This window comes from Mycobacterium sp. SMC-4, assembly GCF_050205565.1.
GTDB lineage: Bacteria > Actinomycetota > Actinomycetes > Mycobacteriales > Mycobacteriaceae > Mycobacterium.
Genome location: NZ_JBNMQU010000005.1, coordinates 106,054 through 130,293, shown reverse-complemented (window position 1 = coordinate 130,293; position 24,240 = coordinate 106,054). Strand labels below are relative to the sequence as shown.

22 protein-coding genes are annotated in these 24,240 nt (G+C 68.2%); 6 read left to right on the top strand and 16 right to left on the bottom strand.

Going from position 1 to position 24,240, the window contains the following annotated elements; all coding sequences use genetic code 11:
* Positions 1-4 precede the first annotated feature (4 nt).
* The 4 genes from tal to pgl are packed head-to-tail and all read left to right on the top strand — an operon-like array spanning position 5 to position 4,302.
* On the top strand, positions 5-1,123 hold the full coding sequence (tal, locus tag ACQI46_RS11060) for a transaldolase (protein WP_427094035.1): 1,119 nt from the start codon (positions 5-7) through the stop codon (positions 1,121-1,123).
* Positions 1,124-1,133: 10 nt separating this feature from the next.
* The gene (zwf, locus tag ACQI46_RS11055; RefSeq protein WP_427094034.1) at positions 1,134-2,663 is read left to right on the top strand and encodes a glucose-6-phosphate dehydrogenase; all 1,530 of its coding nucleotides are present in this window, start codon (positions 1,134-1,136) and stop codon (positions 2,661-2,663) included.
* 2 nt (positions 2,664-2,665) lie between these two features.
* Entirely contained in the window at positions 2,666-3,577 is a 912-nt protein-coding gene (opcA, locus tag ACQI46_RS11050; RefSeq protein ID WP_427094033.1) for a glucose-6-phosphate dehydrogenase assembly protein OpcA, read from the top strand.
* Complete coding sequence (pgl, locus tag ACQI46_RS11045) at positions 3,574-4,302, top strand: 6-phosphogluconolactonase (protein WP_427094032.1); 729 nt, start codon at positions 3,574-3,576, stop codon at positions 4,300-4,302. Before opcA ends, pgl begins: the two co-directional genes overlap by 4 nt.
* Positions 4,303-4,324: 22 nt before the next feature.
* Here pgl and ACQI46_RS11040 read toward each other — a convergent pair whose 3' ends face one another.
* Positions 4,325-5,926, bottom strand: coding sequence for a DUF222 domain-containing protein (locus ACQI46_RS11040; protein ID WP_427094031.1), 1,602 nt, complete (start codon positions 5,924-5,926; stop codon positions 4,325-4,327).
* Positions 5,927-6,134: 208 nt separating this feature from the next.
* On the opposite strand from ACQI46_RS11040, the gene ACQI46_RS11035 reads away from it, so the two are divergent.
* Positions 6,135-6,506 carry an ATPase gene (locus tag ACQI46_RS11035; protein WP_427094209.1) on the top strand — a complete coding sequence of 124 codons (372 nt, stop codon included), beginning with the start codon at positions 6,135-6,137 and terminating at the stop codon, positions 6,504-6,506.
* A 42-nt stretch (positions 6,507-6,548) separates the two neighbouring features.
* Here the strand turns inward: ACQI46_RS11035 and ppc are convergent, their stop codons facing one another.
* From ppc to uvrC, 10 genes are all read right to left on the bottom strand, one after another.
* Positions 6,549-9,344 (bottom strand): phosphoenolpyruvate carboxylase, encoded by a 2,796-nt coding sequence (gene ppc, locus ACQI46_RS11030; protein ID WP_427094030.1) that lies wholly within the window; start codon positions 9,342-9,344, stop codon positions 6,549-6,551.
* 53 nt (positions 9,345-9,397) lie between these two features.
* Entirely contained in the window at positions 9,398-9,631 is a 234-nt protein-coding gene (secG, locus tag ACQI46_RS11025; protein WP_427059929.1) for a preprotein translocase subunit SecG, read from the bottom strand.
* Between the two features lie 31 nt (positions 9,632-9,662).
* Positions 9,663-10,448, bottom strand: a complete 786-nt coding sequence (gene tpiA, locus ACQI46_RS11020; protein WP_427094029.1) for a triose-phosphate isomerase — start codon at positions 10,446-10,448, stop codon at positions 9,663-9,665.
* Between the two features lie 12 nt (positions 10,449-10,460).
* Positions 10,461-11,675, bottom strand: coding sequence for a phosphoglycerate kinase (locus tag ACQI46_RS11015; protein ID WP_427094028.1), 1,215 nt, complete (start codon positions 11,673-11,675; stop codon positions 10,461-10,463).
* 6 nt (positions 11,676-11,681) lie between these two features.
* A complete protein-coding gene (gap, locus tag ACQI46_RS11010; RefSeq protein WP_427094027.1) occupies positions 11,682-12,704 on the bottom strand; it encodes a type I glyceraldehyde-3-phosphate dehydrogenase in 1,023 nt (340 codons plus the stop codon).
* Between the two features lie 103 nt (positions 12,705-12,807).
* Positions 12,808-13,512 (bottom strand): ABC transporter substrate-binding protein, encoded by a 705-nt coding sequence (locus tag ACQI46_RS11005; protein WP_427094026.1) that lies wholly within the window; start codon positions 13,510-13,512, stop codon positions 12,808-12,810.
* A gap of 1 nt (position 13,513) precedes the next feature.
* Complete coding sequence (gene whiA / locus ACQI46_RS11000; protein ID WP_427094208.1) at positions 13,514-14,491, bottom strand: DNA-binding protein WhiA; 978 nt, start codon at positions 14,489-14,491, stop codon at positions 13,514-13,516.
* A complete protein-coding gene (gene yvcK, locus ACQI46_RS10995) occupies positions 14,488-15,513 on the bottom strand; it encodes a uridine diphosphate-N-acetylglucosamine-binding protein YvcK (protein WP_427094025.1) in 1,026 nt (341 codons plus the stop codon). Before yvcK ends, whiA begins: the two co-directional genes overlap by 4 nt.
* Positions 15,510-16,451, bottom strand: a complete 942-nt coding sequence (rapZ, locus tag ACQI46_RS10990) for an RNase adapter RapZ (RefSeq protein ID WP_427094024.1) — start codon at positions 16,449-16,451, stop codon at positions 15,510-15,512. Before rapZ ends, yvcK begins: the two co-directional genes overlap by 4 nt.
* A complete protein-coding gene (gene uvrC, locus ACQI46_RS10985; protein ID WP_427094023.1) occupies positions 16,448-18,439 on the bottom strand; it encodes an excinuclease ABC subunit UvrC in 1,992 nt (663 codons plus the stop codon). Before uvrC ends, rapZ begins: the two co-directional genes overlap by 4 nt.
* A 52-nt stretch (positions 18,440-18,491) precedes the next feature.
* Here uvrC and ACQI46_RS10980 point away from each other — a divergent pair, with 52 nt between their 5' ends.
* Positions 18,492-20,405: a gamma-glutamyltransferase family protein gene (locus ACQI46_RS10980; protein WP_427094022.1), complete on the top strand. Its 1,914-nt coding sequence runs from the start codon at positions 18,492-18,494 to the stop codon at positions 20,403-20,405.
* On the opposite strand, the gene ACQI46_RS10975 is transcribed toward ACQI46_RS10980, so the two are convergent.
* The 5 genes from ACQI46_RS10975 to ACQI46_RS10955 all read right to left on the bottom strand — a co-directional run bounded on the left by ACQI46_RS10975 (position 20,386) and on the right by ACQI46_RS10955 (position 24,201).
* A complete protein-coding gene (locus ACQI46_RS10975; RefSeq protein WP_427094021.1) occupies positions 20,386-20,853 on the bottom strand; it encodes a PH domain-containing protein in 468 nt (155 codons plus the stop codon). The two genes, ACQI46_RS10980 and ACQI46_RS10975, sit on opposite strands and share 20 nt — an antisense overlap.
* Positions 20,850-21,332 carry a 6,7-dimethyl-8-ribityllumazine synthase gene (gene ribH / locus ACQI46_RS10970; protein WP_427094020.1) on the bottom strand — a complete coding sequence of 161 codons (483 nt, stop codon included), beginning with the start codon at positions 21,330-21,332 and terminating at the stop codon, positions 20,850-20,852. The genes ACQI46_RS10975 and ribH overlap by 4 nt, the downstream gene beginning before the upstream one ends.
* Positions 21,329-22,600 carry a bifunctional 3,4-dihydroxy-2-butanone-4-phosphate synthase/GTP cyclohydrolase II gene (locus ACQI46_RS10965; RefSeq protein WP_427094019.1) on the bottom strand — a complete coding sequence of 424 codons (1,272 nt, stop codon included), beginning with the start codon at positions 22,598-22,600 and terminating at the stop codon, positions 21,329-21,331. The genes ribH and ACQI46_RS10965 overlap by 4 nt, the downstream gene beginning before the upstream one ends.
* A gap of 103 nt (positions 22,601-22,703) precedes the next feature.
* Positions 22,704-23,516: an FkbM family methyltransferase gene (locus ACQI46_RS10960; protein WP_427094018.1), complete on the bottom strand. Its 813-nt coding sequence runs from the start codon at positions 23,514-23,516 to the stop codon at positions 22,704-22,706.
* A 73-nt stretch (positions 23,517-23,589) separates the two neighbouring features.
* Positions 23,590-24,201: a riboflavin synthase gene (locus ACQI46_RS10955; RefSeq protein WP_427094017.1), complete on the bottom strand. Its 612-nt coding sequence runs from the start codon at positions 24,199-24,201 to the stop codon at positions 23,590-23,592.
* Positions 24,202-24,240 lie beyond the last annotated feature (39 nt).

Here is a 24,240-nt window from a genome sequence, read left to right as displayed (position 1 = left end):
AGACATGACTCAGAATCAGAACCTGGCGGCGCTGGCCGGTTCCGGGGTATCGGTGTGGCTGGACGACCTGTCCCGCGAACGCCTGCAGACCGGCAACCTGCAGGAACTCATCGACACCAGGTCGGTGGTGGGCGTGACCACCAACCCGTCGATCTTCCAGGCCGCGCTGTCGAAGGGCGAGGCGTACGACGGTCAGATCCGCGAGCTCGCCGAGCGGGGCGCCGACGTGGACGCGACGATCCGCACCGTCACCACCGACGACGTGCGCAACGCCTGCGACGTCTTCGCCAAGACCTACGAGCAGTCCGACGGTGTCGACGGCCGGGTCTCCATCGAGGTCGACCCGCGGCTGGCGCACGACACCGACAAGACGATCCTGCAGGCCATCGAGTTGTGGAAGATCGTCGACCGGCCGAACCTGCTGATCAAGATTCCCGCCACCGAGGCCGGTATCCCGGCCATCGCATCCGTTCTGGCCGAGGGCATCTCGGTGAACGTGACGCTGATCTTCTCCGTCGAGCGCTACCGGCTGGTGATGGACGCCTACCTGCAGGGCCTGGAGAAGGCCAAGGAAGCCGGGCACGACCTGTCCCGGATCCATTCGGTGGCATCGTTTTTCGTGTCCCGAGTCGACACCGAGATCGACAACCGGCTGGAGAAGATCGACAGCCCCGAGGCGTCGGCGTTGCTGGGCAAGGCCGGTGTGGCCAATGCGCGCCTGGCGTACGCGGCCTACGAAGAGGTGTTCCTCGGTGGACAGCGGTTCGAGGCACTCAAAGCCGCCGGCGCCCGCGTGCAGCGGCCGCTGTGGGCGTCGACCGGGGTGAAGAACCCGGACTACTCCGACACGCTCTACGTCACCGAGCTGGTCGCGCCGAACACCGTCAACACCATGCCGGAGAAGACGCTCGAGGCGGTCGCCGACCACGGAGTGGTCACCGGTGACACGGTCACCGGGCGCGGCGCCGAGTCCCAGGAGATCTTCGACAAGCTCGCCGAGCTCGGCATCGACTTGACCGATGTGTTCCTGGTTCTGGAGAACGAGGGCGTCGACAAGTTCGAGAAGTCCTGGCAGGAACTGCTGGAGGCCACGCAGGACCAACTCGACGCGGCCAAGAAGTAACGCCGCGCCGATGAGCCAGCCGCGGCGCAACCCGTTGCGGGACAAGCGCGACAAGCGCATGCCCCGCATCGCAGGACCGTGCAGTGTGGTGATCTTCGGGGTCACCGGAGACCTGGCCCGCAAGAAACTCATGCCGGCCATCTACGACCTCGCCAACCGCGGGTTGCTCCCCCCGTCGTTCGCTCTGGTGGGGTTTGCGCGCCGCGATTGGGCCGACGAGGACTTCGGCCGGGTCGTCTATGACGCGGTCAAGCAACACGCCCGCACACCGTTCCGGCAGGAGGTGTGGGACCGGCTGGCCGAGGGATTCCGCTTCGTCCAGGGCACTTTCGACGACGACAGCGCCTTCGAGCGGCTCAGCGAGACACTGGAAAAGCTCGACGCCGAACGCGGCACGGGCGGCAACCACGCGTTCTATCTCTCGATTCCGCCGAACGCGTTCCCCGTGGTCTGCGAGCAACTCGAGAAATCGGGGTTGGCCCGTCAACAGGACAACCGCTGGAACCGCGTCGTCATCGAGAAGCCGTTCGGACACGACCTCGAGAGCGCGCAGGAACTCAACGCCGTGGTCAACAACGTCTTCCCCGAGGATTCGGTGTTCCGCATCGACCACTACCTCGGCAAGGAGACGGTGCAGAACATCCTGGCGCTGCGCTTCGCCAACGAGCTCTTCGAGCCGATCTGGAACTCGCACTATGTCGACCATGTGCAGATCACCATGGCCGAGGACATCGGATTGGGCGGCCGCGCAGGCTATTACGACGGCATCGGAGCGGCGCGCGACGTCATCCAGAATCACCTGTTGCAGCTGCTGGCGCTGACGGCCATGGAGGAGCCGGTCAGCTTCAACCCGCACGAGCTGCAGACCGAGAAGATCAAGGTGCTCGCAGCCACCCAGCCGATGCAGCCGCTGGATCAGACCACCGCGCGCGGTCAGTACGCCGCCGGCTGGCAGGGCAGCGAGCGGGTACCCGGGCTGCTCGACGAGGACGGGTTCTCCCCCGATTCGACCACCGAGACGTTCGCCGCGATCACCCTGGAGGTCGACACCCGCCGGTGGGCCGGGGTGCCGTTCTTCTTGCGCACCGGAAAACGGTTGGGCCGCAGGGTCACTGAGGTGGCTCTGGTGTTCAAGCGGGCGCCGCATCTGCCGTTCGACGCCACCATGACCGAGGAGCTCGGGAAGAACGCCCTGGTGATGCGCATCCAGCCCGACGAAGGCATCACCATGCGGTTCGGTTCCAAGGTGCCGGGCAGCGCGATGGAAGTGCGCGACGTCAACATGGATTTCTCGTATGGCTCGGCCTTCGCCGAGGACTCTCCGGAGGCATACGAGCGACTGATCCTCGACGTCCTGCTCGGCGAGCCGTCGTTGTTCCCGCTCAACGCCGAGGTCGAGCGATCGTGGGAGATCCTCGATCCGGTTCTGGACCACTGGGCTTCCCACGGACGTCCGGAGCCGTATCCGGCCGGAACCTGGGGTCCGCCGTCGGCGAACGACATGGTGCACCGGCTGGGCCGGGAATGGAGGCGTCCTTAACCATGATCGTCGACCTTGCCGACACCACCACCAACGAAATCAACAAGAAGATCACGGTTCTGCGCGAGGAAGGCGGTGCGCTCACTCTCGGCCGGGTTCTGACGCTGGTGGTCGTGGTCGATGGTGACGACGCGCTCGAGGACGCGGTGGACGCCGCGGTCTTCGCCAGCCGTGAACATCCGTGCCGGGTGATCGTGACCGTGCCCGGCGAACGCTCCAGGACAGACGCGCGTCTCGACGCGCAGTTGCGCGTGGGCCGCGATGCCGGGGCGGGCGAGGTCGTCGTGTTGCGCCTGCACGGAGATCTGGCCGACCACGCCGACAGCGTGGTGCTGCCGTTCCTGCTGCCGGATACCCCCATCGTGGCGTGGTGGCCGACGGCCGCCCCGGACGCGCCGGCCGCGGACCGGGTCGGCAAGCTGGCGGTTCGCCGAATCACCGATGCCACCCACGCGCAGGATCCGCTGGCCGCGATCAAGGGCCGGCTGCCCGGATACTCGCCGGGTGACACCGACATCGCCTGGAGTCGCATCACCTATTGGCGGGCGCTGCTCGCTTCCGCCATCGACGAACCGCCCCATGAACCCATCGACTCTGCGGTGGTGTCGGGCCTGGCGACCGAACCCGCACTGGACGTCCTGGCCGGCTGGCTGGCCAGCCGGATCGACGGATCGGTGACTCGGACGGTGGGCACCTTGAAGGTCGAACTGCACAGGGCCAGTGAGACGGTGACGTTGAGCCGTCCACAGGAGGGGGTGACGGCGACGCTGAGCCGCACGTCGCGTCCCGTGGCGCTGCTTCCTCTTGCTCGTCGCGACGTCAAGGAATGTCTGGCCGAGGAGCTGCGCCGCCTCGACGCCGACGAGATCTACCACGAGGCGCTGGCCGGAATCGACAGGGTGACATACCGATGATCATCGAGAAGTACACGGACACCGCTGCTTTGACTGCCGCCGCCGGCGACCGGCTGGTGGAGGTCATCGTTGCGGCCATCGGTGCCCGGGGCGTGGCGCACATCGTGCTGACCGGTGGCGGTACCGGCATCGGTCTGCTCGAGCGGGTGGCTGCGCGCGCCGATGAGATCGACTGGTCGAAGGTCCACATCTACTGGGGTGACGAACGATTCGTGCCCAGCGACGATGCGGAACGCAACGACAAGCAGGCCCGCGAGGCGCTGCTGAACCACGTCGACATCCCGGAGGCCAACGTGCATCCGATGGCGGCCAGTGACGGCGAGTTCGGTGATGCGCTCGACGCAGCTGCCCAGGCTTACGCGCACGCGCTGGCAGAGGCCGGTGGTGCGGCACCGACACCGGTGTTCGACGTACATCTGCTCGGCATGGGCGGGGAGGGACACGTCAACTCGTTGTTTCCCGACACCGCGGCGGTACGCGAGACCACCCGCACCGTTGTCGGCGTGACCGACTCCCCCAAGCCGCCCCCGCAACGAATCACGTTGACGCTGCCGGCGATTCAACGGTCCCGCGAAGTCTGGCTCGTGGTGTCCGGTGAAGGCAAGGCCGACGCGGTGGCCGCGGCGATCGGCGGCGCCGACCCGGTGGATGTCCCGGCCGCCGGCGCCGTCGGCAGTGAACAGACGGTGTGGCTGCTCGACGCGGGAGCCGCATCCAAGCTCTGACCGCGGTTCCCGCGGGCTCGAGTCAGAAGGGCGGCGGGTCGGCGCCGTAGTCGGGTTGATGCGCCGGTTGGCGTTTCGGTTGCCGCGTCTCGCGCTGCGTGCGCATGCGTTCGCGCTCGAGGGCGCGTTGGGTTGCGTTGTGTTCGCGTTCGGTTTTGATGCGCGCGGCGTTCTCAGCGGCGCGGGTACGGCGCCGTCTGGGCATCTTGCCGGTGCGCAGCAGCCCCGGCGGCGGCTGCGCCATCGGCGGAAGTTGTGCGGTCGTGGTATCCCAGGCCGGGAAGTACAGGCGACTCGCCGGCATCGTTGAATACGTGCGACCCTCCGGAGTGGTCCAGATGACCTCCCCGCTGGGCAGCTGCACGTCCCGATAGCCATCCCAAAAAGTCTTGGCCAAGTGATGATTTCGACACTTGCAGTTCAGATTCGACGCATGCGTGGGACCGAACGGCCACGGCACCACATGGTCGATGTCGCAATGCTCAGCGGGCACATCACAACCCGGATACCGACAGAACATGTCACGGGCCCGCACGAACGCGGCGAGCTTCGCCGACGGACGATAGTGCGGCTCGGGGTCGGGGCCGGGCATCCACAGCGGCTTGATCACCGCACCACCACGAATGGCCTCCGCCAACGCGGGGATCGGCAGGACCCGCCCTTTCGAGCGGACGGCGACGCCAGACTCCCTCTTGGGCTGCACCGGATCCGAGTCTTTCTCGGGTTCCGTCTCCGGCTCTGACCTTGGTTCGGCAGGTTTCTGGTTCTCGGCCTGCTTATGCTGCTGCTCGCGGTCCTGGGCGGCGATCAGATCCTGGGCGGCATCGACGGCGTCCTGATCGGCGATCACCTGGATCACCACACGCGAGGACACCGGATCAGGCGCCGGACACTCCGGGGAGCCGCAACGGCAGGCCAAGCGCTCGATGTCCTGCACAATGGCACCCGCGGCATCAGAACGACGCTCCCCCGCGGTGCGCGGATCGTCCTCGCACAGGCCCTTGACCAGTGCAGCGATCCGCGCTTGGAAAGCCTCACCGTCACCGGCGGTCAACTGCCCGTGCACCGACACGATCTCATTGGGATCATCACAGGCACCGATACGGAAATCGCGCGCTCTGATCACCTCCTGCGCCCGACGCACCGCATCCGGGTCATAGCGCTCGATCACCGCCTCGATCGCACCGACGAGCTTGGCATCCGACAACGGCCCCCACCGGCTCGCCCGTTCGGCCAGCGCGGCATCGATGAGCGCCAACACCCGATGATCTTCGACCAGGTGCGTGCGCCAGGTGATCTCCGAGATCAACCGCGCGCTCAGCGAGCCGGCCAAGAACAACGCAGCGATCCTGGGCAACCGATCACGCAGCGCCACCGCGATCCGCATCTGCCCCGACGCCCGCCGCTGCCCCACCGACAGCGCCGCCCCCACATGCGCCGCCGCGTTGTTCCACGGATCAAACGCCCACCCACCGCGCTCATCGTCCTCGTCGACAGTGCGGTGGACGAACTCCGCGATCGCCGCGTAACGCCGCGCGCTGGCTTGGTTCTCCTCCCGCGCAGCCTGCTCGATGGCAGCCACCAACCCCTCATCAGGCAGGTCAGCCAACAATCTATCGAACATAGGTTCGACTCTAGTGCCGCCCGAAGTGTCCCTGCTGCACTATTTTTCCGGCCTGTGGATAACCGAAGCCAAGCTCAGCGCGCGGCGGCCACCAGCGTCGCGGTGGTCGACGCGCCGGTGCCGCGCGGCAGGTCGCGAACAGCGCGGGGCGAATGTTCATCTGATCTTCCAGAACGAGGTATCGAAGCTGTCCGTCATACTGGCCGTTATGGCTGACAGAGGCGACAGGCCCGTACGCACCGGTCCCGAACGGATCCGCAAACTGGCGCAGGCAGCCCTGAACGCCGACGTCACCGTCGAGCAGGTGGACACGATCCTCGAGGGCTTGAGCGACACATTGCAGGACTTGGACCGCTCGACGGCCAACCTGGACGCCACCATGGAAAGGTTCAACGCCACCATCGGCCTGTTCGATGAGCTGGCTCCGCGCCTGATCTCGATCCTGGACCGCATGGATGGCATCGTCACGCGGGTGGAACGCATCGTCGGGATGGGCGAGTCGGTGATCATGCCGCTGGCCGCCACCGAGCACGTCGTCCGCGGGGCGCTGAACCGGGTGCGGCGCAGCACGGGGCTCTGAAACTCAGCGACAGATCTAGCCACCGTCGCGGCAGCGACAAATCTAACCGGAGTTGCGCAGCGCGGTGGCCAAGCCGCTCATCGTCAGCAGGATGCCACGCTGGACCAGCTCGTCGTCGTCTCCGGAGCGGTACCGCCGCAACAGCTCGACCTGCAGGTGGTTCAGCGGCTCGAGGTACGGGAACCGGTTGAACACCGACCGTGCCAGCGCGGGGTTGTCGGCCAGCAGATCGTCGTGGCCGGTGATCAGCTTGTGCATCCGGATCGTGCGGGCGTGCTCATCGACGATCTTGTCGAACACCCGTCGGCGCAGTTCTTCATCTTCGACGAGTTCGGCGTAGCGCGCCGCGAGTCCGAGATCTGACTTGGCGAGCACCTGCGCCATGTTCGACAGCACCGTCGCGAAGAACGGCCAGCGTCGATACAGGTCCTGCAAGACCTCCAGTCGGCCGTCCTCTTCGTCGATGTACTGCTCGAACGCGGTGCCGGTGCCGTACCAGCCGGGCAGCATGACGCGGCATTGGCTCCACGCCAGGACCCAGGGGATCGCGCGCAGGTCCGAGATCGACGTGGTCGGTTTCCGCGAGGTGGGGCGGCTGCCGATGTTGAGCGCGCCGATCTCACTGACCGGTGTGGATGCCTTGAAGTAGTCCACGAACCCTGGTGTCTCGTGTACCAGCTCGGCGTAGGCGCGTTGCGCCCGCGCGGCCAGGTCGTCGAGAACCTGATAGGCGCTGGTGGCGAGGCCTCCCAGTCCCTCGATGTCGAGCAGGGTGGCTTCCAGCGTCGCGGCCAGCAGGGTCTCGAGGTTGCGGTGAGCCATGCGGGGTTCGGCGTACTTGGCGGCGATCACCTCGCCCTGCTCGGTCAGCCGCAGCGAGCCCTGCACCGCCCCGGGCGGCTGCGCGAGGATCGCGTCGTAGCTGGGTCCGCCGCCCCGACCCACCGTGCCGCCGCGCCCGTGGAAGAGCCGCAGCCGGATCCCGGTCTTGCTTGCGGATTCCACCAGGTCCAGTTCCGCGCGGTACAGCGCCCAGTTGGCCGCCAGGTAGCCGCCGTCCTTGTTGGAGTCCGAGTATCCGAGCATCACCTCCTGGCTGTCACCGCGGGCGGCGACGACGGCTCGGTACAGCGGAAGGTCAAGGGCTGCTTCGAGAATCGACGCCCCGCGTTGCAGATCGTCGATGGTCTCGAACAGCGGGACGATGCCCACCGGCGCGTAGGGATGCTCCGACGAGGCGTCGAGCAGACCGGCTTCCTTGAGCAGCAGCGCGGCCTCCAGCATGTCCGAGACCGACTCGCACATCGAGATGATGTAGTTCGGCACGGCCGCCGGACCGTACACATGCACGGCGCGGGCGGCCGCGGTAACGATGTCGAGTTCCTTGCGCGCCAGCTCGGACAGTTCGGCGCCGGGCCCGGTGAGCGGCCTGCGGGTGGCCAGTTCGGCGGCGAGCAGATCGATCCGCTCGGGCTCGCTCAACGAGGCGTAGTCGGTGTGCACACCGGCCCACGCGAGCAGTTCGGCCACCACCTCTTCGTGGACGTCGGAGTTCTGCCGCATGTCGAGCCCGCAGAGGTGAAACCCGAAGACGCGCACCGATTCCCGGAGCCGGGCCAGCCGGTCGTCGGCGAGTACCGCACTGCCGTGCGAGCGCAGCGACGCATCGACGATGTCCAGATCCGCCAGCACCTCGCCCGGTGTCGGGTACGGCTGCAGACCCAGGTCGAGTTCGTGCTCGGGCTGCCGGTCCAGGATCTCGCGGGCGGTGGCCGTCAGCCGCGCATGCACGACGCGCAGCGCGCGCCGGTACGGTTCGTCGGCGCGGGCGGCTTCGTCGCAGGCTTCGGCCAGCTCCAACAGGGCGGCGCTCGGCTGCACCAGCCGCTTGGACATCGAGAGCTCCTGCTCGAGGGCGGTGAGCTCACCGAAATAGTGGTCGAACGCGGTGTAGGCGGCGCTGCCGGTGGCCAGTCGGACCACCTCAGCGGTGACGTTCGGGTTGCCGTCCCGGTCCCCGCCGATCCATGAGCCCGGCCGCAGGATGGGCTCGTCCAGCAGGGCCGCGTCGGGCCAGCGGCGCTGCAGCTCGTCCCGGACCGCGGCGTTGACGGCGGGGATCACGTCGAAGAACGCCGCCGGGTAGTACCGCAGACCGGTCTCGATTTCGTCGCTGATCTTCAGCCGGGACAACCGAACCAGCGCGGTCTGCCACAGCGTCAGGATGTGGCGCCGCAACTCGTGTTCGATGTCGCGGCCGTCCTCGGTGGTGTGATGGCCGTGCAGCCGCAGCCGCATCAATTCGGTGATCCGGTGCTGGGTGTCGAAGACGGTCCGGCGCCGCGTCTCGGTGGGATGCGCGGTGATGACGGGCGAAACCAGCGCTCCGCGCAGCGCGTCGGCGACGGTGTCGGCGTCCAGTGCGGCGGCATCGAGCTTGGCGTAGGTGGCCGCCAGGGTGCTGTTGGGTGGAGGTTCGCCGGCCGCTTCGTGCACTGCGCGGCGCCGCTCGCGGTGGATGTCCTCAGCGACGTTGGCCAGCAGCGCGAAGTGCGTGAAGGCCCGGATGACGGGGATCGCCTCACGCGCGTCGATCCCGTCGAACAGTTCGGTCAAGTCGGCGCGGTCGATCTCGGAACGGCGCACCCGGAAGGACTCGACCCGCGCGCGTTCGACGAGGTCGAAAATCGCCTCACCGTTTTGCTCGCGCACGGTGTCGCCGAGGATCGCGCCGAGGAGGCGGATGTCCTCCCGCATCGGTTCGGTCGCTTCACGCCCCACCTGGGTTCGCTGGACCGCTCCGATGGGTTCGAGGGACTCGTCGGCGGGGTCGGCCATCACACGATTATCCGGGTCGACCGGCCGCGTCGCAGAACGTAGAGGTGGTGCCGCTAGTTGTACTTGATCATCAGCGCCATGCCGACGATCGAGACCAGCCAGATGCCGGTCACGAACAGCGTCAGCCGGTCCAGGTTCTTCTCCACGACGGTCGATCCCGACAGGCTGGACTGCACACCGCCACCGAACAGGCTGGACAGACCGCCGCCCTTGGCGCGATGCAGGAGGACCAGGAGGACGACCAGAACACTGGTCACGACCAGGGTTATCTGCAGGGCCAATTGCATAGGGCCAACCTTACAACGTGTCGAGTCCAGCTCAGGGCAGCGGTCCGCCGGCCGCGATGGCCGACAGGGTGGCGAACTGCTCGCCGTCCAGCGATGCCCCACCGACCAGCGCGCCGTCGACATCGGTCTGCCCGACGATCTCGCCGACGTTCTTGGCGTTGACCGAACCGCCGTAGAGCACGCGCACACCCGCCGCCACGTCCGCCGACGCCAGGTTGCCCAGCTCGGCCCGGATGGCGGCACACACTTCCTGGGCGTCCGCGGCGCTGGCCACGCGGCCGGTGCCGATGGCCCAGACCGGTTCGTAGGCGATGACCGCCTGCCCGATCTGCTCGGCCGACAGACCGGCCAGCGAACCGCGCAGCTGGTTGACGTTGTGCTCGACGTGGTTGCCGGCCTCACGCACCTCGAGGTGCTCACCGATGCAGATGATCGGAACGAGGCCGTGCTTGAACGCCGCGGCCGCCTTCGCGGCCACCAGCGCGTCGTCCTCACCGTGGTAGGTGCGCCGCTCGGAATGCCCGACGATGACGAAGGTGCATCCCAGCTTCGCCAGGAAGGCGCCGCTGATCTCGCCGGTGAACGCGCCGGAGTCGTGCTGCGAGAGGTCCTGCGCGCCGTAGGTCAGCCGCAATTTGTCCCCGTCGACGAGCGTCTGCACGCTGCGCAGGTCGGTGAACGGTGGGATGACGGTGACGTCGACCTTGTCGAAGTACTTGTCCGGCAACGAGAATGCGATCTTCTGCACCAACGCGATGGCCTCGAAGTGGTTGAGGTTCATCTTCCAGTTGCCGGCGATCAACGGCTTGCGGGTCACAGCTGGCGCCTTTCAGTTCTCGAGTACGGAGATGCCGGGCAGGGTCTTGCCCTCGAGGTACTCCAGCGACGCTCCGCCGCCGGTGGAGATGTGGGAGAAGCCGTCCTCGGCCAACCCGAGCTGGCGCACCGCCGCGGCGGAATCACCGCCGCCCACGACGCTGAACGCGCCGCGCCCGGTCGCGCCGATGATGGCCTCGGCCACACCCTTGGTGCCCGCCGCGAACGCCGGGAACTCGAACACGCCCATCGGCCCGTTCCAGAAGACCGTCTTGGCGTTCGACAGCAGCGCGGTGAACCGTCTGACCGACTCGGGGCCGATGTCCAGGCCCATCTTCCCGTCCGGAATGCGGTCGGCGGCAACGGTTTCGGCCGGCGAGTCGGCGGCGAACTTCTCCGCCACCACAATGTCGACCGGCAGGTGCAGCACGTCGCCGTAGGTGTCGAGCAGCTTGCGGCAGGTGTCGACCATGCCTTCCTCGAGCAGCGAGCTGCCCACCGAACAACCCTGTGCGGCAAGGAAAGTGAAGCACATGCCGCCACCGATGATCAGGCTGTCGGCCTTGGTGGCGAGGTTCTCGATGACCGCCAACTTGTCCGACACCTTCGAACCGCCGAGCACCACCGCATACGGGCGCTCGGTGGAACTGGTGAGCTGCTCGAGCACCTTGACCTCGGTGTCCACCAGCGTGCCCGCATAGTGCGGCAGCAGGGTGGCGACGTCGTAGACCGAGGCCTGCTTACGGTGCACGACGCCGAAGCCGTCCGAGACGAAAGCCCCGTCGTCGCCGACCATTTCGACCAGCGACTTGGCGAACGCCAGCCTCTCGGCGTCGTCCTTGCTGGTCTCCCGGGCGTCGAAACGCACGTTCTCCAGCAACAGGACGTCGCCGTCGGTCAAGCCTTCCGAACGCGCCAGCGCGTCACTGCCCACGACGTCACCGGCCAACTGCACGTGCCGGCCGAGCTTCTCCCCCAGTGCCGCAGCCACCGGGGCCAGCGAGTACTTGGGATCGGGCTCACCTTTGGGGCGGCCCAGGTGGGCGGTGACGACGACCTTGGCCCCTGCGTCGGCCAGGGCTTTGAGCGTGGGCACCGACGCGATGATGCGACCCGGGTCAGAGATCTGGCGCTGGTCGTCGAGCGGGACGTTCAGGTCGGAGCGCACCAACACGCCCCGCCCCGAAACTCCCTCGGCCAGAAGATCGGAGAGCGACTTGATGGCCATCGTCGACTACAGCGACTTCCCGACCAGAGCGATCAGGTCGGCGAGACGGTTGCTGTAGCCCCACTCGTTGTCGTACCAGGACACGACCTTGGCCTGGTTGTCGATGACCTTGGTCAGGCCGGCGTCGTAGAGCGAGCTGTGCGGGTCGGTGACGATGTCGGCCGACACGATCGGGGCGTCGTAGTACTTCAGGATGCCCTTGAGCGGGCCCTCGGCGGCGGCCTTCATCGCGGCGTTGATCTCGTCGACGGTGGCCGACTTCGACAGTTCGGCGGTCAGGTCCGTGACCGAGCCCGTGGGGATCGGCACCCGCAGCGCGTACCCGTCGAGCTTGCCCTTGAGCTCGGGCAGCACCAGCCCGATGGCCTTGGCCGCACCTGTCGAGGTCGGGACGATGTTGAGCGCGGCAGCGCGGGCGCGCCGCAGATCCTTGTGCGGGCCGTCCTGCAGGTTCTGGTCCTGCGTGTAGGCGTGGATGGTGGTCATCAGGCCCTTGACGATGCCGAACTCGTCGTTGAGCACCTTGGCCAGCGGTCCCAGACAGTTCGTGGTGCACGACGCGTTGGAGATGATGTTCTGGCTGCCGTCGTACTTGTCGTCGTTGACGCCGAGCACGATGGTGATGTCTTCGTCGCTGGCGGGCGCGGAGATGATGACCTTCTTGGCGCCGGCGTCCAGGTGGCCCTGTGCCTTGTCGCGGGCGGTGAAGATGCCGGTGGACTCGACGACGACGTCGACACCGAGGTCACCCCACGGCAGCGCCGCGGGCCCCTCCTTGATCGCGAGCGCCTTGATCTTGTGGTCGCCGACGACGATGGTGTCCTCGCCCTCGAGGCTGACGTCGTAAGGCAGACGGCCCAGGATCGAGTCGAACTTCAGCAGGTGGGCCAGCGTGGCGTTGTCGGTGAGGTCGTTGACTGCCACGATCTCGATGTCGGTGTTCTTGCCTTCGGCCTTCTGCGCGTCCAGCGCGCGGAAGAAGTTGCGTCCGATACGGCCGAAACCGTTTACGCCTACTCGGATCGTCACGTGTCTCTCCTCTGTGCTTTGTCTCTGTTGAACTGCGCCGACGACTACTCCAGGCCAGCCTAGTAGTGTCGCCGGCGCCGGGTGCGGTCGCCCCGCATCGAGGTCAGAGCGCTCCCAGACTCTGGTCGACGTACGGGTTGCCCAGCCAGGTTCGCCGGATGCGCTGCAGGGTTCCGTTCTCTTCGAGTTCGGCCTGCGCGACCTGCAGACGCGCCAGTAGCTGCTGGTCGTCGCGCCGCACCGCGATCGCGATGTTCTCCACCGACAGTCCACGCGCCACGAGCTCGACGTCGGGCACCTGCCTGACCAGTTCGGCCAGTGCCGGTGCGAGCTTGATCACCGCGTCACAGCCGCCGGCCACCAGGTCGGCGATCGCGGTGGCCACCGCGCCGTGGTCGTAGAGCCGCAGGTGTGCGGCCTTCCCGTCGGCGACCAGCTGCCGGGCCAGCGCCTCCCCGGTGTTGCCGCGCTGCACGCCGATGGTCAGCCCGGCCAGATCGTCGACGGACCGCACGTGCGGCAGCCGCGCGGTGTCGACCGCCAGCCCCTGCCCGGAGATCAGGTACGGCGGCAGGAACGCCGCGCGGCGTTCGCGTTCGGGGGTGACGGTGGTCCCGGAGATCACGCAGTCGTACTCGCCGGCGGCCAGTCGGTCGAAGATGCCGTCGAACTCCGCGCCGTCGTCGGCGACGAACTCGACCTCCTCGCCGAGGACCGCGGCCAGCGCCGTCATCACGTCGATGTCGAGGCCGCCGTGGCCGGGCATCGCGTTGAACGGCGGATCCGGGAGCGCCACACCGACCCGCACGTCAGGCGTCTTCGAGCAGATCCGGTGTGACGGCCGATTCGGTGTCGGGGATGCCGTCTTGTTTGGCTTTGCGGTCGGCCATCGACAACAGTCGTCGAATCCGCCCTGCCACAGCATCTTTGGTCATCGGCGGGTCAGCCAGCCGGCCGAGTTCCTCCAGGGAGGCCTGGCGGTGCGCGACCCGCAGATGGCCGGCAGCGGCCAGATGGTCGGGGACGGTGTCGCCGAGGATCTCCAACGCACGCTCCACCCGCGCCGCGGCAGCCACGGCCGCGCGCGCCGAGCGACGCAGGTTCGCGTCGTCGAAGTTGGCCAACCGGTTGGCGGTGGCGCGGACCTCGCGACGCATGCGCCGCTCCTCCCACGTCAGCCGGGTGTCCTGGGCGCCCATCCGGGTGAGCAGCGCGCCGATCGCCTCGCCGTCGCGGACCACCACGCGGTCGCTGCCGCGGACCTCGCGCGCCTTGGCGCTGACGCCGAGACGCCGAGCCGCACCGACGAGTGCCAGCGCGGCTTCCGGGCCGGGGCAGCTGACCTCCAGCGCCGACGAACGGCCCGGCTCGGTCAGCGACCCGTGGGCCAAAAACGCGCCGCGCCAAGCGGCTTCGGCATCAGCGACGCTCCCGCCGACCACCTGGGCGGGCAGACCGCGCACCGGGCGGCCGCGCAGGTCGAGCAACCCGGTCTGGCGCGCCAGCGCCTCGCCGTCCTTGGCGACGCGCACCACATAACGGGTGTTCTTGCGGATTCCACTGGCCGAGAGCACATGCACCACGGCGTTGTAGCCGTACAGGTCGTAGATGTCCTTGCGCAGCCGGCGGGCGATGATTCCCAGGTCGACCTCGGCTTCGACGACGACTCGGCCCGACACGATGTGCAGTCCGCCCGCGAAGCGCAGCAGCGAGGCCACCTCCGCGCGGCGCGCGCTGACCGAATTGACCACCAAGCGGCTGAGTTCGTCTTTGACCTCGGCTGTCATCGCCACGGGTCGTCACCTCTCGGTCCGTTCGCTGTCGGGGTGGGCACTGTCGGTGGGACAACCGTGCCGGCGGGATTCTCGCCTTTTTGGAGCACCCCCTCCAATGCCGCGGCCAACTTGGCCGGGTCATGTAAAGGTGTACCAGGCCGGCAAACGTCAGCAAACTCGACGTAAGCGTCGAGGATGGTGGCGGTGCGGCGCAGCTGTTCACGCTCCCGTTCGCTGTGCACCCGTGACGAATCGACGATGATGTCGGCGACCGTGAAGTCCGGTGCGTGCTGAGCGAGCACGTGGATGTGCCGCTCGACGGAGAAGCCGGCCGTCTCCCCGGGCTCGGCCACCAGGTTGAGCACCAGCGCCCGGCGCGCCGTGGTCTCCTTGAGCGCCGCGGCGAGTTCGGGGACCAGGACGTGCGGAATGACACTGGTGAACCAGGAGCCGGGACCGAGTACGACCAGGTCGGCGTTGAGGATCGCATCGATCGCCTGCCGGGTGGCCGGCGGGTTGCTGGGCAGCAGCCGCACCCGGCGCACCTTGCCGACGGTGGTCGCGATCGCGACCTGGCCGCGGATCGCGCGGCTGAGCCGCGGGTCGGACTCGAGGCCGACGACATCGGCCTCGATGCCCAGACCGACCGGGCACATCGGCAGCACCCGGCCTTTGACGCCCAGGATCCGGCCGAGCTCGTCGAGAGCCGCCACCGGGTCGGCCAGCACTTCGTTGAGGCCGGCCAGGATCAGGTTGCCGATCGGGTGGCCCGCCAGGGCACCGCTGCCACCGAACCGGTGCTGGATGATGGTCGCCCACAGCCGCCCGTGCGGACTGTCAGAAGCCAAGGCCGCCAACGCCATTCGCAGATCTCCGGGGGGCACCACGTCGAGTTCGCTGCGCAACCGGCCGGAGGATCCGCCGTCGTCGGCGACGGTGACGACCGCGGTGACGTGCGGCGTCAGCCGCCGAGCCGCCGACAGGGTGGCATACAGCCCGTGGCCACCGCCAAGGGCGACGATCCGCATGCTCATTCGCGGCCCAGATCCCGGTGCAGCACGCGCACCGTGAGGTCGGTGTCGTGCAACCGCTCGGCGAGCGCTTCGGCCATCGCGACGCTGCGGTGCTTGCCGCCGGTGCATCCGATCGCGACCGTCATGTAGCGCTTCCCCTCCCGCCGGTATCCGTCGATCACGACGTCCAACAGCTGATGGTAGGAGTCCAGGAACTCGACCGCGCCGGGTTGCCCGAGGACGTAGTCGCGGACCTCGGGATGCTGGCCGGTGTGCCGGCGCAGACTGTCCACCCAGTGCGGGTTGGGCAGAAACCGCACGTCCATCACGGTGTCGGCGTCCATCGGCAGGCCGTACTTGTAGCCGAACGACTCGACGGTGACGCTGGTGTGCGCGATGGCCTCACCGGCGAAGGCGCGTTCGATGCTCTCCCGCAGTCCGTGCACCGACAGCGACGACGTGTCGATCACCAGATCCGCCGACGCGCGCACCGGCGCCAGCAGTGCACGCTCGGCGGCGATGCCCTCGGCCAGCGTCTGGTTGCCCTGCAGCGGATGGCTGCGGCGGTTCTGCTCGTAGCGGCGCACCAGGATGTCGTCGGACGCCTCCAGGAACAGCACCCGGGGTGCGATGTCGCGGGTGGCCAGCTCGCTGCGCACGAAGTCGAGATCGCCGGTGAAACCGCGCGAACGTACGTCCATCACCACGGCCAGCTGGGTGATCCGCGACCCGGCGGCCAGACCGAACTCGACCATGCGGGCGATCAGTTCCGGCGGCAGGTTGTCGGCGACATACCAGCCGAGGTCTTCGAGCACCTTGGCGGCCGTACCGCGCCCGGCACCCGACAGGCCGGTGACCAACACCACGTCGATACCGCTGTCCGGCGATTCACGGTCGTTCTCGCTGCCGGCGGTGCCGGCTCCCCCACGCAAGTCTTCGTGCATGCCCTGCTCTGTCATCCCGATACTCTGCTCTGATCATCGTCCATGTGCGGTGCAGGCGCTTCGGATTCGGGCGAGCCGCCCAACGCCTCCAGTACTGCACGCGCCGTTGCCGCCCCGATCCCCGGCACCGCGGTGATCTCTTCGACGCTGGCTTGTTTGATGCGTGCCAGCGAACCGAAATGCGTGACCAGTGCCTTACGGCGGTGCTCACCGAGTCCGCGCACCGAATCCAGCGCCGAGGCCGTCATCCGCTTGGACCGCTTGCTGCGGTGATAGCTGATGGCGAACCGGTGGGCTTCGTCGCGGATCCGCTGCAGCAGGTACAGGCCGTCGCTGTTGCGTGGAAGGATCACCGGGTCGGGCTCGGAGGCCACCCAGACCTCCTCGAGTCGCTTGGCCAGTCCGATCACCGCGATGTCGGTGATGCCGAGTTCTTCGAGTACCGCAGCTGCGGCGTTGACCTGCGGCGCACCGCCGTCGACGACGAACAGGTTGGGCGGGTAGGCGAACCGCTTGGGCCGGTCCTCGGCGGGCTGGTCGGTCTCGGCGACCTCGCGCAGATGCCGGTAGAAGCGGCGGCGCGTCACCTCGGCGATCGAGGCGACGTCGTCGGAGCGGCCGTCGCCGGCTGCTTCCCGGATGGCGTAGTGCCGGTAGTCCGACTTGCGCGGCAGGCCGTCTTCGAAGACCACCAGCGAGGCCACCACGTCGGTGCCCTGTACGTGGCTGATGTCGACACACTCGATGCGCAGCGGAGCTTCGGCCAACCCGAGCGCTTCCTGAATGCTCTGCAACGCAGCGCTTCTCGCGGTGAAGTCCCCGGCCCGTTTGAGTTTGTGCTGGTTGAGCGCCTGCTCGGCGTTGCGTTTGACCGTCTCGGCCAGCGCACGTTTGTCGCCGCGTTGAGCCACCCGCAGCTTCACGCGCGATCCGCGCAGCTGACACAGCCACGTCTCCAATTCCTGCGCGGTGTCCGGCAGCACGGGCACCAGCACCTCCTTGGGCACCGGGTTGGTGGCCTCGTCGCCGCCGGCGTCGCTGGCGCCGCCGAGCGCAGCCTGGTCGCCGTAGAACTGGGTCAGGAACTGCTCGACGAGGTATTCCTGCGTGGATTCCCCTGGCTCGCCGGATTTTTCGATGATCCAGCCGCGCTGGCCGCGGACCCGTCCACCGCGCACGTGGAACACCTGGACGGCGGCTTCGAGCTCGTCGTCGGCGAACGCCACCACGTCGGCGTCGGTGCCGTCGCCGAACACCACGGCCTGCTTCTCCAGAGCACGACGCATCGCGCCGATGTTGTCGCGCAGCCGTGCGGCCCGCTCGAAGTCGAGTTCGGCCGCCGCGGCGTTCATCTGCTGCTCCATCTCGCGGATCAGCCGGTCGGTCTTGCCGGCGAGGAAGTCGCAGAAATCCAGCACGATCTGCCGGTGTTCCTCGGCCGACACGCGGCCCACACACGGCGCCGAGCACTTGTCGATGTAGCCGAGAAGACAGGGGCGCCCGATCTGGCTGTGCCGCTTGAACACTCCGTTCGAGCAGGTGCGCGCGGGGAAGACCCGGGTCAGTAGGTCGAGCGTCTCGCGGATGGCCCAGGCGTGCGAGTAGGGGCCGAAGTACCGCACGCCCTTGCGGCGCGGTCCGCGGTAGACCTTCAGGCGCGGGTACTCCTCGTTGAGTGTGACGGCCAACACCGGGTAGGACTTGTCGTCGCGGTAGCGGATGTTGAACCGCGGGTCGAACTCCTTGATCCAGTTGTACTCGAGCTGCAGCGCCTCGACCTCGGTGGTGACGACGGTCCATTCGACGGCCGACGCGGTCGTCACCATCTGGCGGGTGCGCGGCGCCAGGCCCGAGATGTCGGCGAAGTAGGAGTTCAGCCGGCTGCGCAGGCTCTTGGCCTTGCCGACGTAGATGACCCGTCCGCGCGGGTCGCGGAAGCGGTAGACGCCCGGTTCGACGGGGATCGACCCGGGGGCCGGTCGGTACGTCGATGGATCGGGCACGGACCCAGGTTACTGCGCAGTCCTGACGCCGCTGATCGACTACCGTTCGGGGATGCGGTCCAGCCGGGTGGGGTCTCTGGTGGCCATCGTGGTGCTGGCCGCAGGTTGCGGCGGTGCGCCGGAGTCCCCGCCAGCGCCGGCGGGCCCGTGCGCGATCGTGGCCAACGGCACATTCGTGGACAAGTCCCAGTCACGGGACGACGAGTCCGCACCCGAGACCGCGACGGGCTACCGCAGCGACATGTCTGCGGTGCACACCATCGGTTACTCGGTGGCCACCGCCAATCCGTTGGCCAGCCAGGCGGCGTGCGAAGTGCTGCGGGACGGCGGTACCGCAGCTGATGCGTTGGTGACCGCGCAGGCGGTGCTGGGCCTGGTCGAGCCGCAGTCCTCGGGTATCGGCGGTGGCGGATTCCTGTTGTACTACGACGCCGCGACCGGCACGGTGCAGGCGTATGACGGCCGCGAGACCGCGCCGGCGGCCGCCACCGAGAACTATCTGCGGTGGATCTCCGAGACCGACCGGACCGAACCGCGACCCGATGCACGCTCGTCGGGACGCTCGGTCGGCGTGCCCGGAATCGTCGCGCTGCTGGCCGACGCGCACCGTGCGCACGGCGCGACCCCGTGGCGCGACCTGTTCACCCCGGCGGTGCGCCTGGCCGACGACGGGTTCGACATCAGCGACCGCTTGGCCGCCGCAATCGCCGACGCGGCACCGGATCTGCGCCGCGACCCCGAGGCCGCGGGGTACTTCCTCGAGAACGACGGCTCCCCGAAGGCGGCACAGACCCGACTAACCAACCCGGCGTACGCAAAGACACTGGGCGCCATCGCCGCTGATCCGAGGTCGTTCTACACCGGCGACATCGCCCGCGGCATCGTCGACGCCGTGGCCGACACGTCCGGCGGCCGCACCCCGGGGGCGTTGACCCTCGAAGACCTGTCGGCATATACCACCAGGGTTCGAGAACCGTTGTGCGTCGGCTACCGCGGCAAGCACGTCTGCGGGATGCCGCCGCCGTCGTCGGGTGGGATCGCCGTGGCGGCCACGCTGGGCATGCTCGAACGGTTCCCGATGGCCGAGCACCGCCCCACCGATGTGGACCTCAATGGCGGGCGACCCACGGTGGAAGGTGTGCACCTGATCGCCGAGGCGCAGCGGCTGGCCTACGCCGATCGCGACCGCTACGTGGCCGACACCGATTTCGTCGCGCTGCCGGGCGGGTCACCGGACACCTTGATCAACAGCGCGTATCTGACCGGCCGGGCGGCGCTGATCTCCCCGGAGCGCAGCATGGGCACCGCCGAGCCGGGTGAGTTCGGTCCGGCCGCGGCGCCGGTCCCGCAACCCCGGGAGCACGGCACCAGCCACATCAGCGTGGTCGATGCGCAGGGCAATGCCGCGTCGTTGACGACGACGGTGGAGTCGGCGTTCGGCTCCTTTCACATGGTCGACGGGTTCCTGCTCAACAATCAGCTGACCGACTTCTCCGCCGAACCGACCGGCCCGGACGGCGTACCCGTGGCCAACCGGGTGCAGCCGGGCAAGCGGCCGCGCAGCACCATGGCCCCCACCCTGATCTTCGACAGCGCCCCGAACGGCTCACGCGGTCGGCTCTATGCGGTCGCCGGCTCACCGGGCGGTTCGACCATCATTCAGTTCGTCGTGAAAACGGTTGTGGGTCTGCTCGATTGGGGTCTCGACGCGCAGCAGGCGGTGTCGCTGGTGAACTTCGGCGCCGCGAACTCACCGGAAACCAACGTCGGCGGCGAGCACCCCGTGATCGACACACGCGACGACGGCGCGCACGACCCACTGGTCACCGGCCTGCGCGAGCTCGGGCACCAGGTCGACGTGGCCGATCAGTCCAGCGGTCTGTCGGTGATCGTGCGCGACGACCCGGGCTGGTCCGGTGGCGCCGATCCGCGCCGCGAGGGCGCCGTTACCGGCGATTACCCGTGACATCCCCGCCGCGGTAGCGCTGCACCAGCGCGCGGGTGGTGTCCATCGCCTCCACGGCGTGTGCTTTGTCGACCGCCTGGATCGCCATCACGGGGATGTACTCGTCGTCGGGCAGGTCCAGCCGGGCCCACCGCGCACCAGGATGGAACGAGATGCCACGCACATCGGCCCACGGAACGATGCGGTACCCGAACAGGTTCCGCACCGCCACCCCGGCCGGTCCGACCCGCAGCCGCGGTCGGGCGAACAGACACACGAACGCGGCGATCACCACGCCGAGCGCAGCGATCGCGATCTGGTCGGCGGTGGTGAAGTACACACCGGTCGACGAGGACTTCAGCAGTGCACCGACCACGATGTGCGCGCCCGCGATGAGCACGGCGGCACCGTAGGCGAACCGCGGCGTGAGAACCGGTTTGACCTCGGCGTCCCACTGCTCGGCCGTCATGAACCGGACCGTAGCGCCCGCAATGTCAGCGCAGTCGACAACGCCGCAGCGGCCGCTTGGGCGCCCTTGTCCTCGGTGGAGCCGGGCAGGCCGGCCCGGGCCAGTGCCTGCGCCTCGGTGTTGGTGGTCAGCACACCGTTGGCCACCGGCGTCGACGCGTCCAGCGACACCCGGGTGAGACCCTGCGTGACGGCGTCACACACGTAGTCGAAATGCGGTGTCTCACCGCGGATCACCACGCCGAGCGCGATCACGGCGTCGTGGGTCGCGGCCAATGCCTGTGCCACGACGGGGATTTCGATGGCGCCCAGGACCCGGACCACGGTCGGGTTGTCGACGCCGGCGTCGGCGGCGGTCTTGCGCGCGCCGTCGAGCAGCGCGTCACAGATGGTCTCGTGCCAGGTGCTGGCCACGATGCCGAGGGTCACGTCGGCGGCGTCGAGCGGCGGCAGGTCCGGGACCCCGGCGGCGGGACTCATACCGCTCCCCCGAACTCGCCCGGCAGCGCCTCGTCGAAATCGTCGAGGCCGGTCAGGTCGTGGCCCATGCGGTCGCGCTTGGTCATCAGGTAGCGGATGTTCTCGGCGTTGGCGCGCACCGGCAGCGGCACGCGCTCGATGATGTGCAGCCCGTAGCCGTCCAGCCCGACGCGTTTGGCCGGGTTGTTCGTCAGCAGCCGCATCGAGCGCACCCCGAGGTCGACGAGGATCTGCGCGCCGATGCCGTAGTCGCGGGCATCGGCGGGCAAGCCGAGCTTGAGGTTCGCGTCGACGGTGTCGTCGCCGGCGTCCTGCAGTTGGTAGGCCTGCAGCTTGTGCATCAGGCCGATGCCGCGGCCCTCGTGGCCGCGCATGTAGAGCACCACACCGCGCCCCTCGCGCGCGACCATCGCCAGCGCCGCGTCCAGTTGGGGCCCACAGTCGCAGCGTCGGGATCCGAACACATCGCCGGTCAGGCATTCGGAGTGCACGCGCACGAGCACGTCATGGCCGTCGCTGTCCGGACCCGCGATATCGCCCTTGACCAGCGCGACGTGCTCGACCTCGTCGTAGATGCTGGTGTAGCCGACCGCGCGGAATTCCCCGTGCCGGGTCGGGATCCGCGCCTCGGCGACGCGTTCGATGTGCTTCTCGTGCTTGCGCCGCCACTCGATGAGGTCGGCAATCGAGATCAACGCGAGGTCGTGTTCGTCGGCGAAGATGCGCAGCTCGTCGGTCTGGGCCATCGCGCCTTCGTCCTTCTGGCTGACGATCTCGCAGATGGCGCCGGCCGGCTGCAACCCGGCCAGCCGGGCCAGGTCGACAGCGGCCTCGGTGTGGCCGGGGCGGCGCAGGACGCCGCCGTCCTTGGCGCGCAACGGCACAACGTGGCCGGGTTTGGTGAAGTCGTCGGCCACCGCCTGCGGATCAGCGAGCAGACGCATGGTCGTGGCGCGGTCGGATGCCGAAATGCCGGTTCCGACACCGATTTTCGCATCGACAGTGACGGTGTAGGCGGTACCGTGCTTGTCCTGGTTGACCGCGTACATCGGCAACAGACCGAGCCGGTCGCAGATGTCGCCGTCGAGCGGGACGCACAGATAGCCGGAGGTGTAGCGGACCATGAACGCCACGAGTTCGGGCGTGGCCTTCTCGGCGGCGAAAATCAGGTCGCCTTCGTTCTCGCGGTCCTCGTCGTCGATGACGACCACGGCCTTACCTGCGGCGATGTCGGCCACCGCACGTTCGACCGAATCCAGCCTCGTCATCCTCACCACCTTCGCCGGTTCCGGGCGGAACCTCGTGCAGTCCGTTGTGGAGTGCTCCTTCAGTATGAACCACGCGGACGGCGCGGCCATTGCCCGGCAGCGCTCAGCGGGACGCCGCGGCCGCCAACGCCGCGCAGTCGAAGAGCATCATCGTCTCGTCACAGATCAGTGTGTCCATCTTCTTGCCGGCCACCGCCTCGTACAGCGGGGACAGACCGCCGGAGCCCGGCAGCATCCAGTCGTGCGGCTCGATCATGATGCAGGCGAACGATGCGACAGCCTCCGGCGAGGCCGCGCAGACCTCGGTCTCTGCCCCCTCGATGTCGAGTTTCACGATCAACGGGGCCGCGTCGGGCACCTGCGCGATCAGCTGCTCGAGGGTGACCGATGGAGTCACACCGCCGTCAGCCACCCGGTTGGCCCACGACCCGTGCTCGCGGTTGACCAGGTCGACGCCGCGGTCGTGACTCCACAGCGCGGCGTGCACCGGACGGATGCGCGAATTCACTTCGCAGTTGCGGCTGAGAAGTTCGACACAGTCGGCGTCGGGTTCGACGGCGATCACCACGGCGTCGGGGAACCGCTCGGCCAGATACAACGCCGAGTACCCGACGTTGGCACCCGCGTCGACGATCAGCGGCACCCGTCCGGCTGCGCGGAGATCGGCCGCCACCGCGTTCAGCCGGGTCATCCAGAACGGTGACGCGGCGTATTCCCCCGCGGTGAAGATCTGTGCCAGGACATAGGAATCGCTGTCGGTGGGACGCACCCAGAGGCGGTGCGGCCCGCACGGGACCGTGACCGGGCGACGGCGGCCCAGCAGGCGGCGGGCCACCAGATTGACTGCCGCCGGGGCGCCGATGCTCCGCGTCAACGCCAACGTGTGCCCGACGTGCTCACGAGCGGTACCGATCACGAACCTCCTGCTCACGACCCCCCGCGAACGTTCCGTTGTCTAACAGAGGGCTCGAGCCCGCGCAATGGCTCCGTCAGGCGTCGCGCTGGTCGTCCTGCTGCCCGAGCAGCCGCTCGACGTACTTGGCGATCACGTCGACCTCGAGGTTGACGTGCGCGCCGACCTCGGCGCGACCCAGCGTCGTCATCTCCAGGGTGGTCGGGATCAGCGACACCTCGAACCAGTCGTGACCGAGCCCCGACACCGTCAGCGAGACACCGTCGACGGTGATCGACCCCTTCTGCACCACGTAGCGGGCCAGCGCCGCGGGCAGCGCGATGCGCACCACGGTCCAGTGTTCCGACGGCTCCCGGCTGAGGATGTGGCCGGTGCCGTCGACATGGCCCTGCACGATGTGCCCGCCCAGCCGGCTGTTCAGCGCCGCCGCGCGTTCGAGGTTCACGCGCGCGCCGACGTCGATGCCCCGCAGACTCGAGCGGTTCAGTGTCTCGTTCATCACATCCGCGGTGAAGGACCCGTCGGCGAGGAGGTCGACGACGGTCAGGCACACCCCGTTGACCGCGATCGAATCACCGTGGCCGGCATCCGAAGTCACCACCGATCCGCGGATCATCAGACGCGCGGAATCACCGAGCGACTCCTTGCCGATGACCTCGCCCAACTCTTCGACGATTCCGGTGAACACACGCCAAGCCTAGAGGTGTGGGGGTTCGACAACCACGAC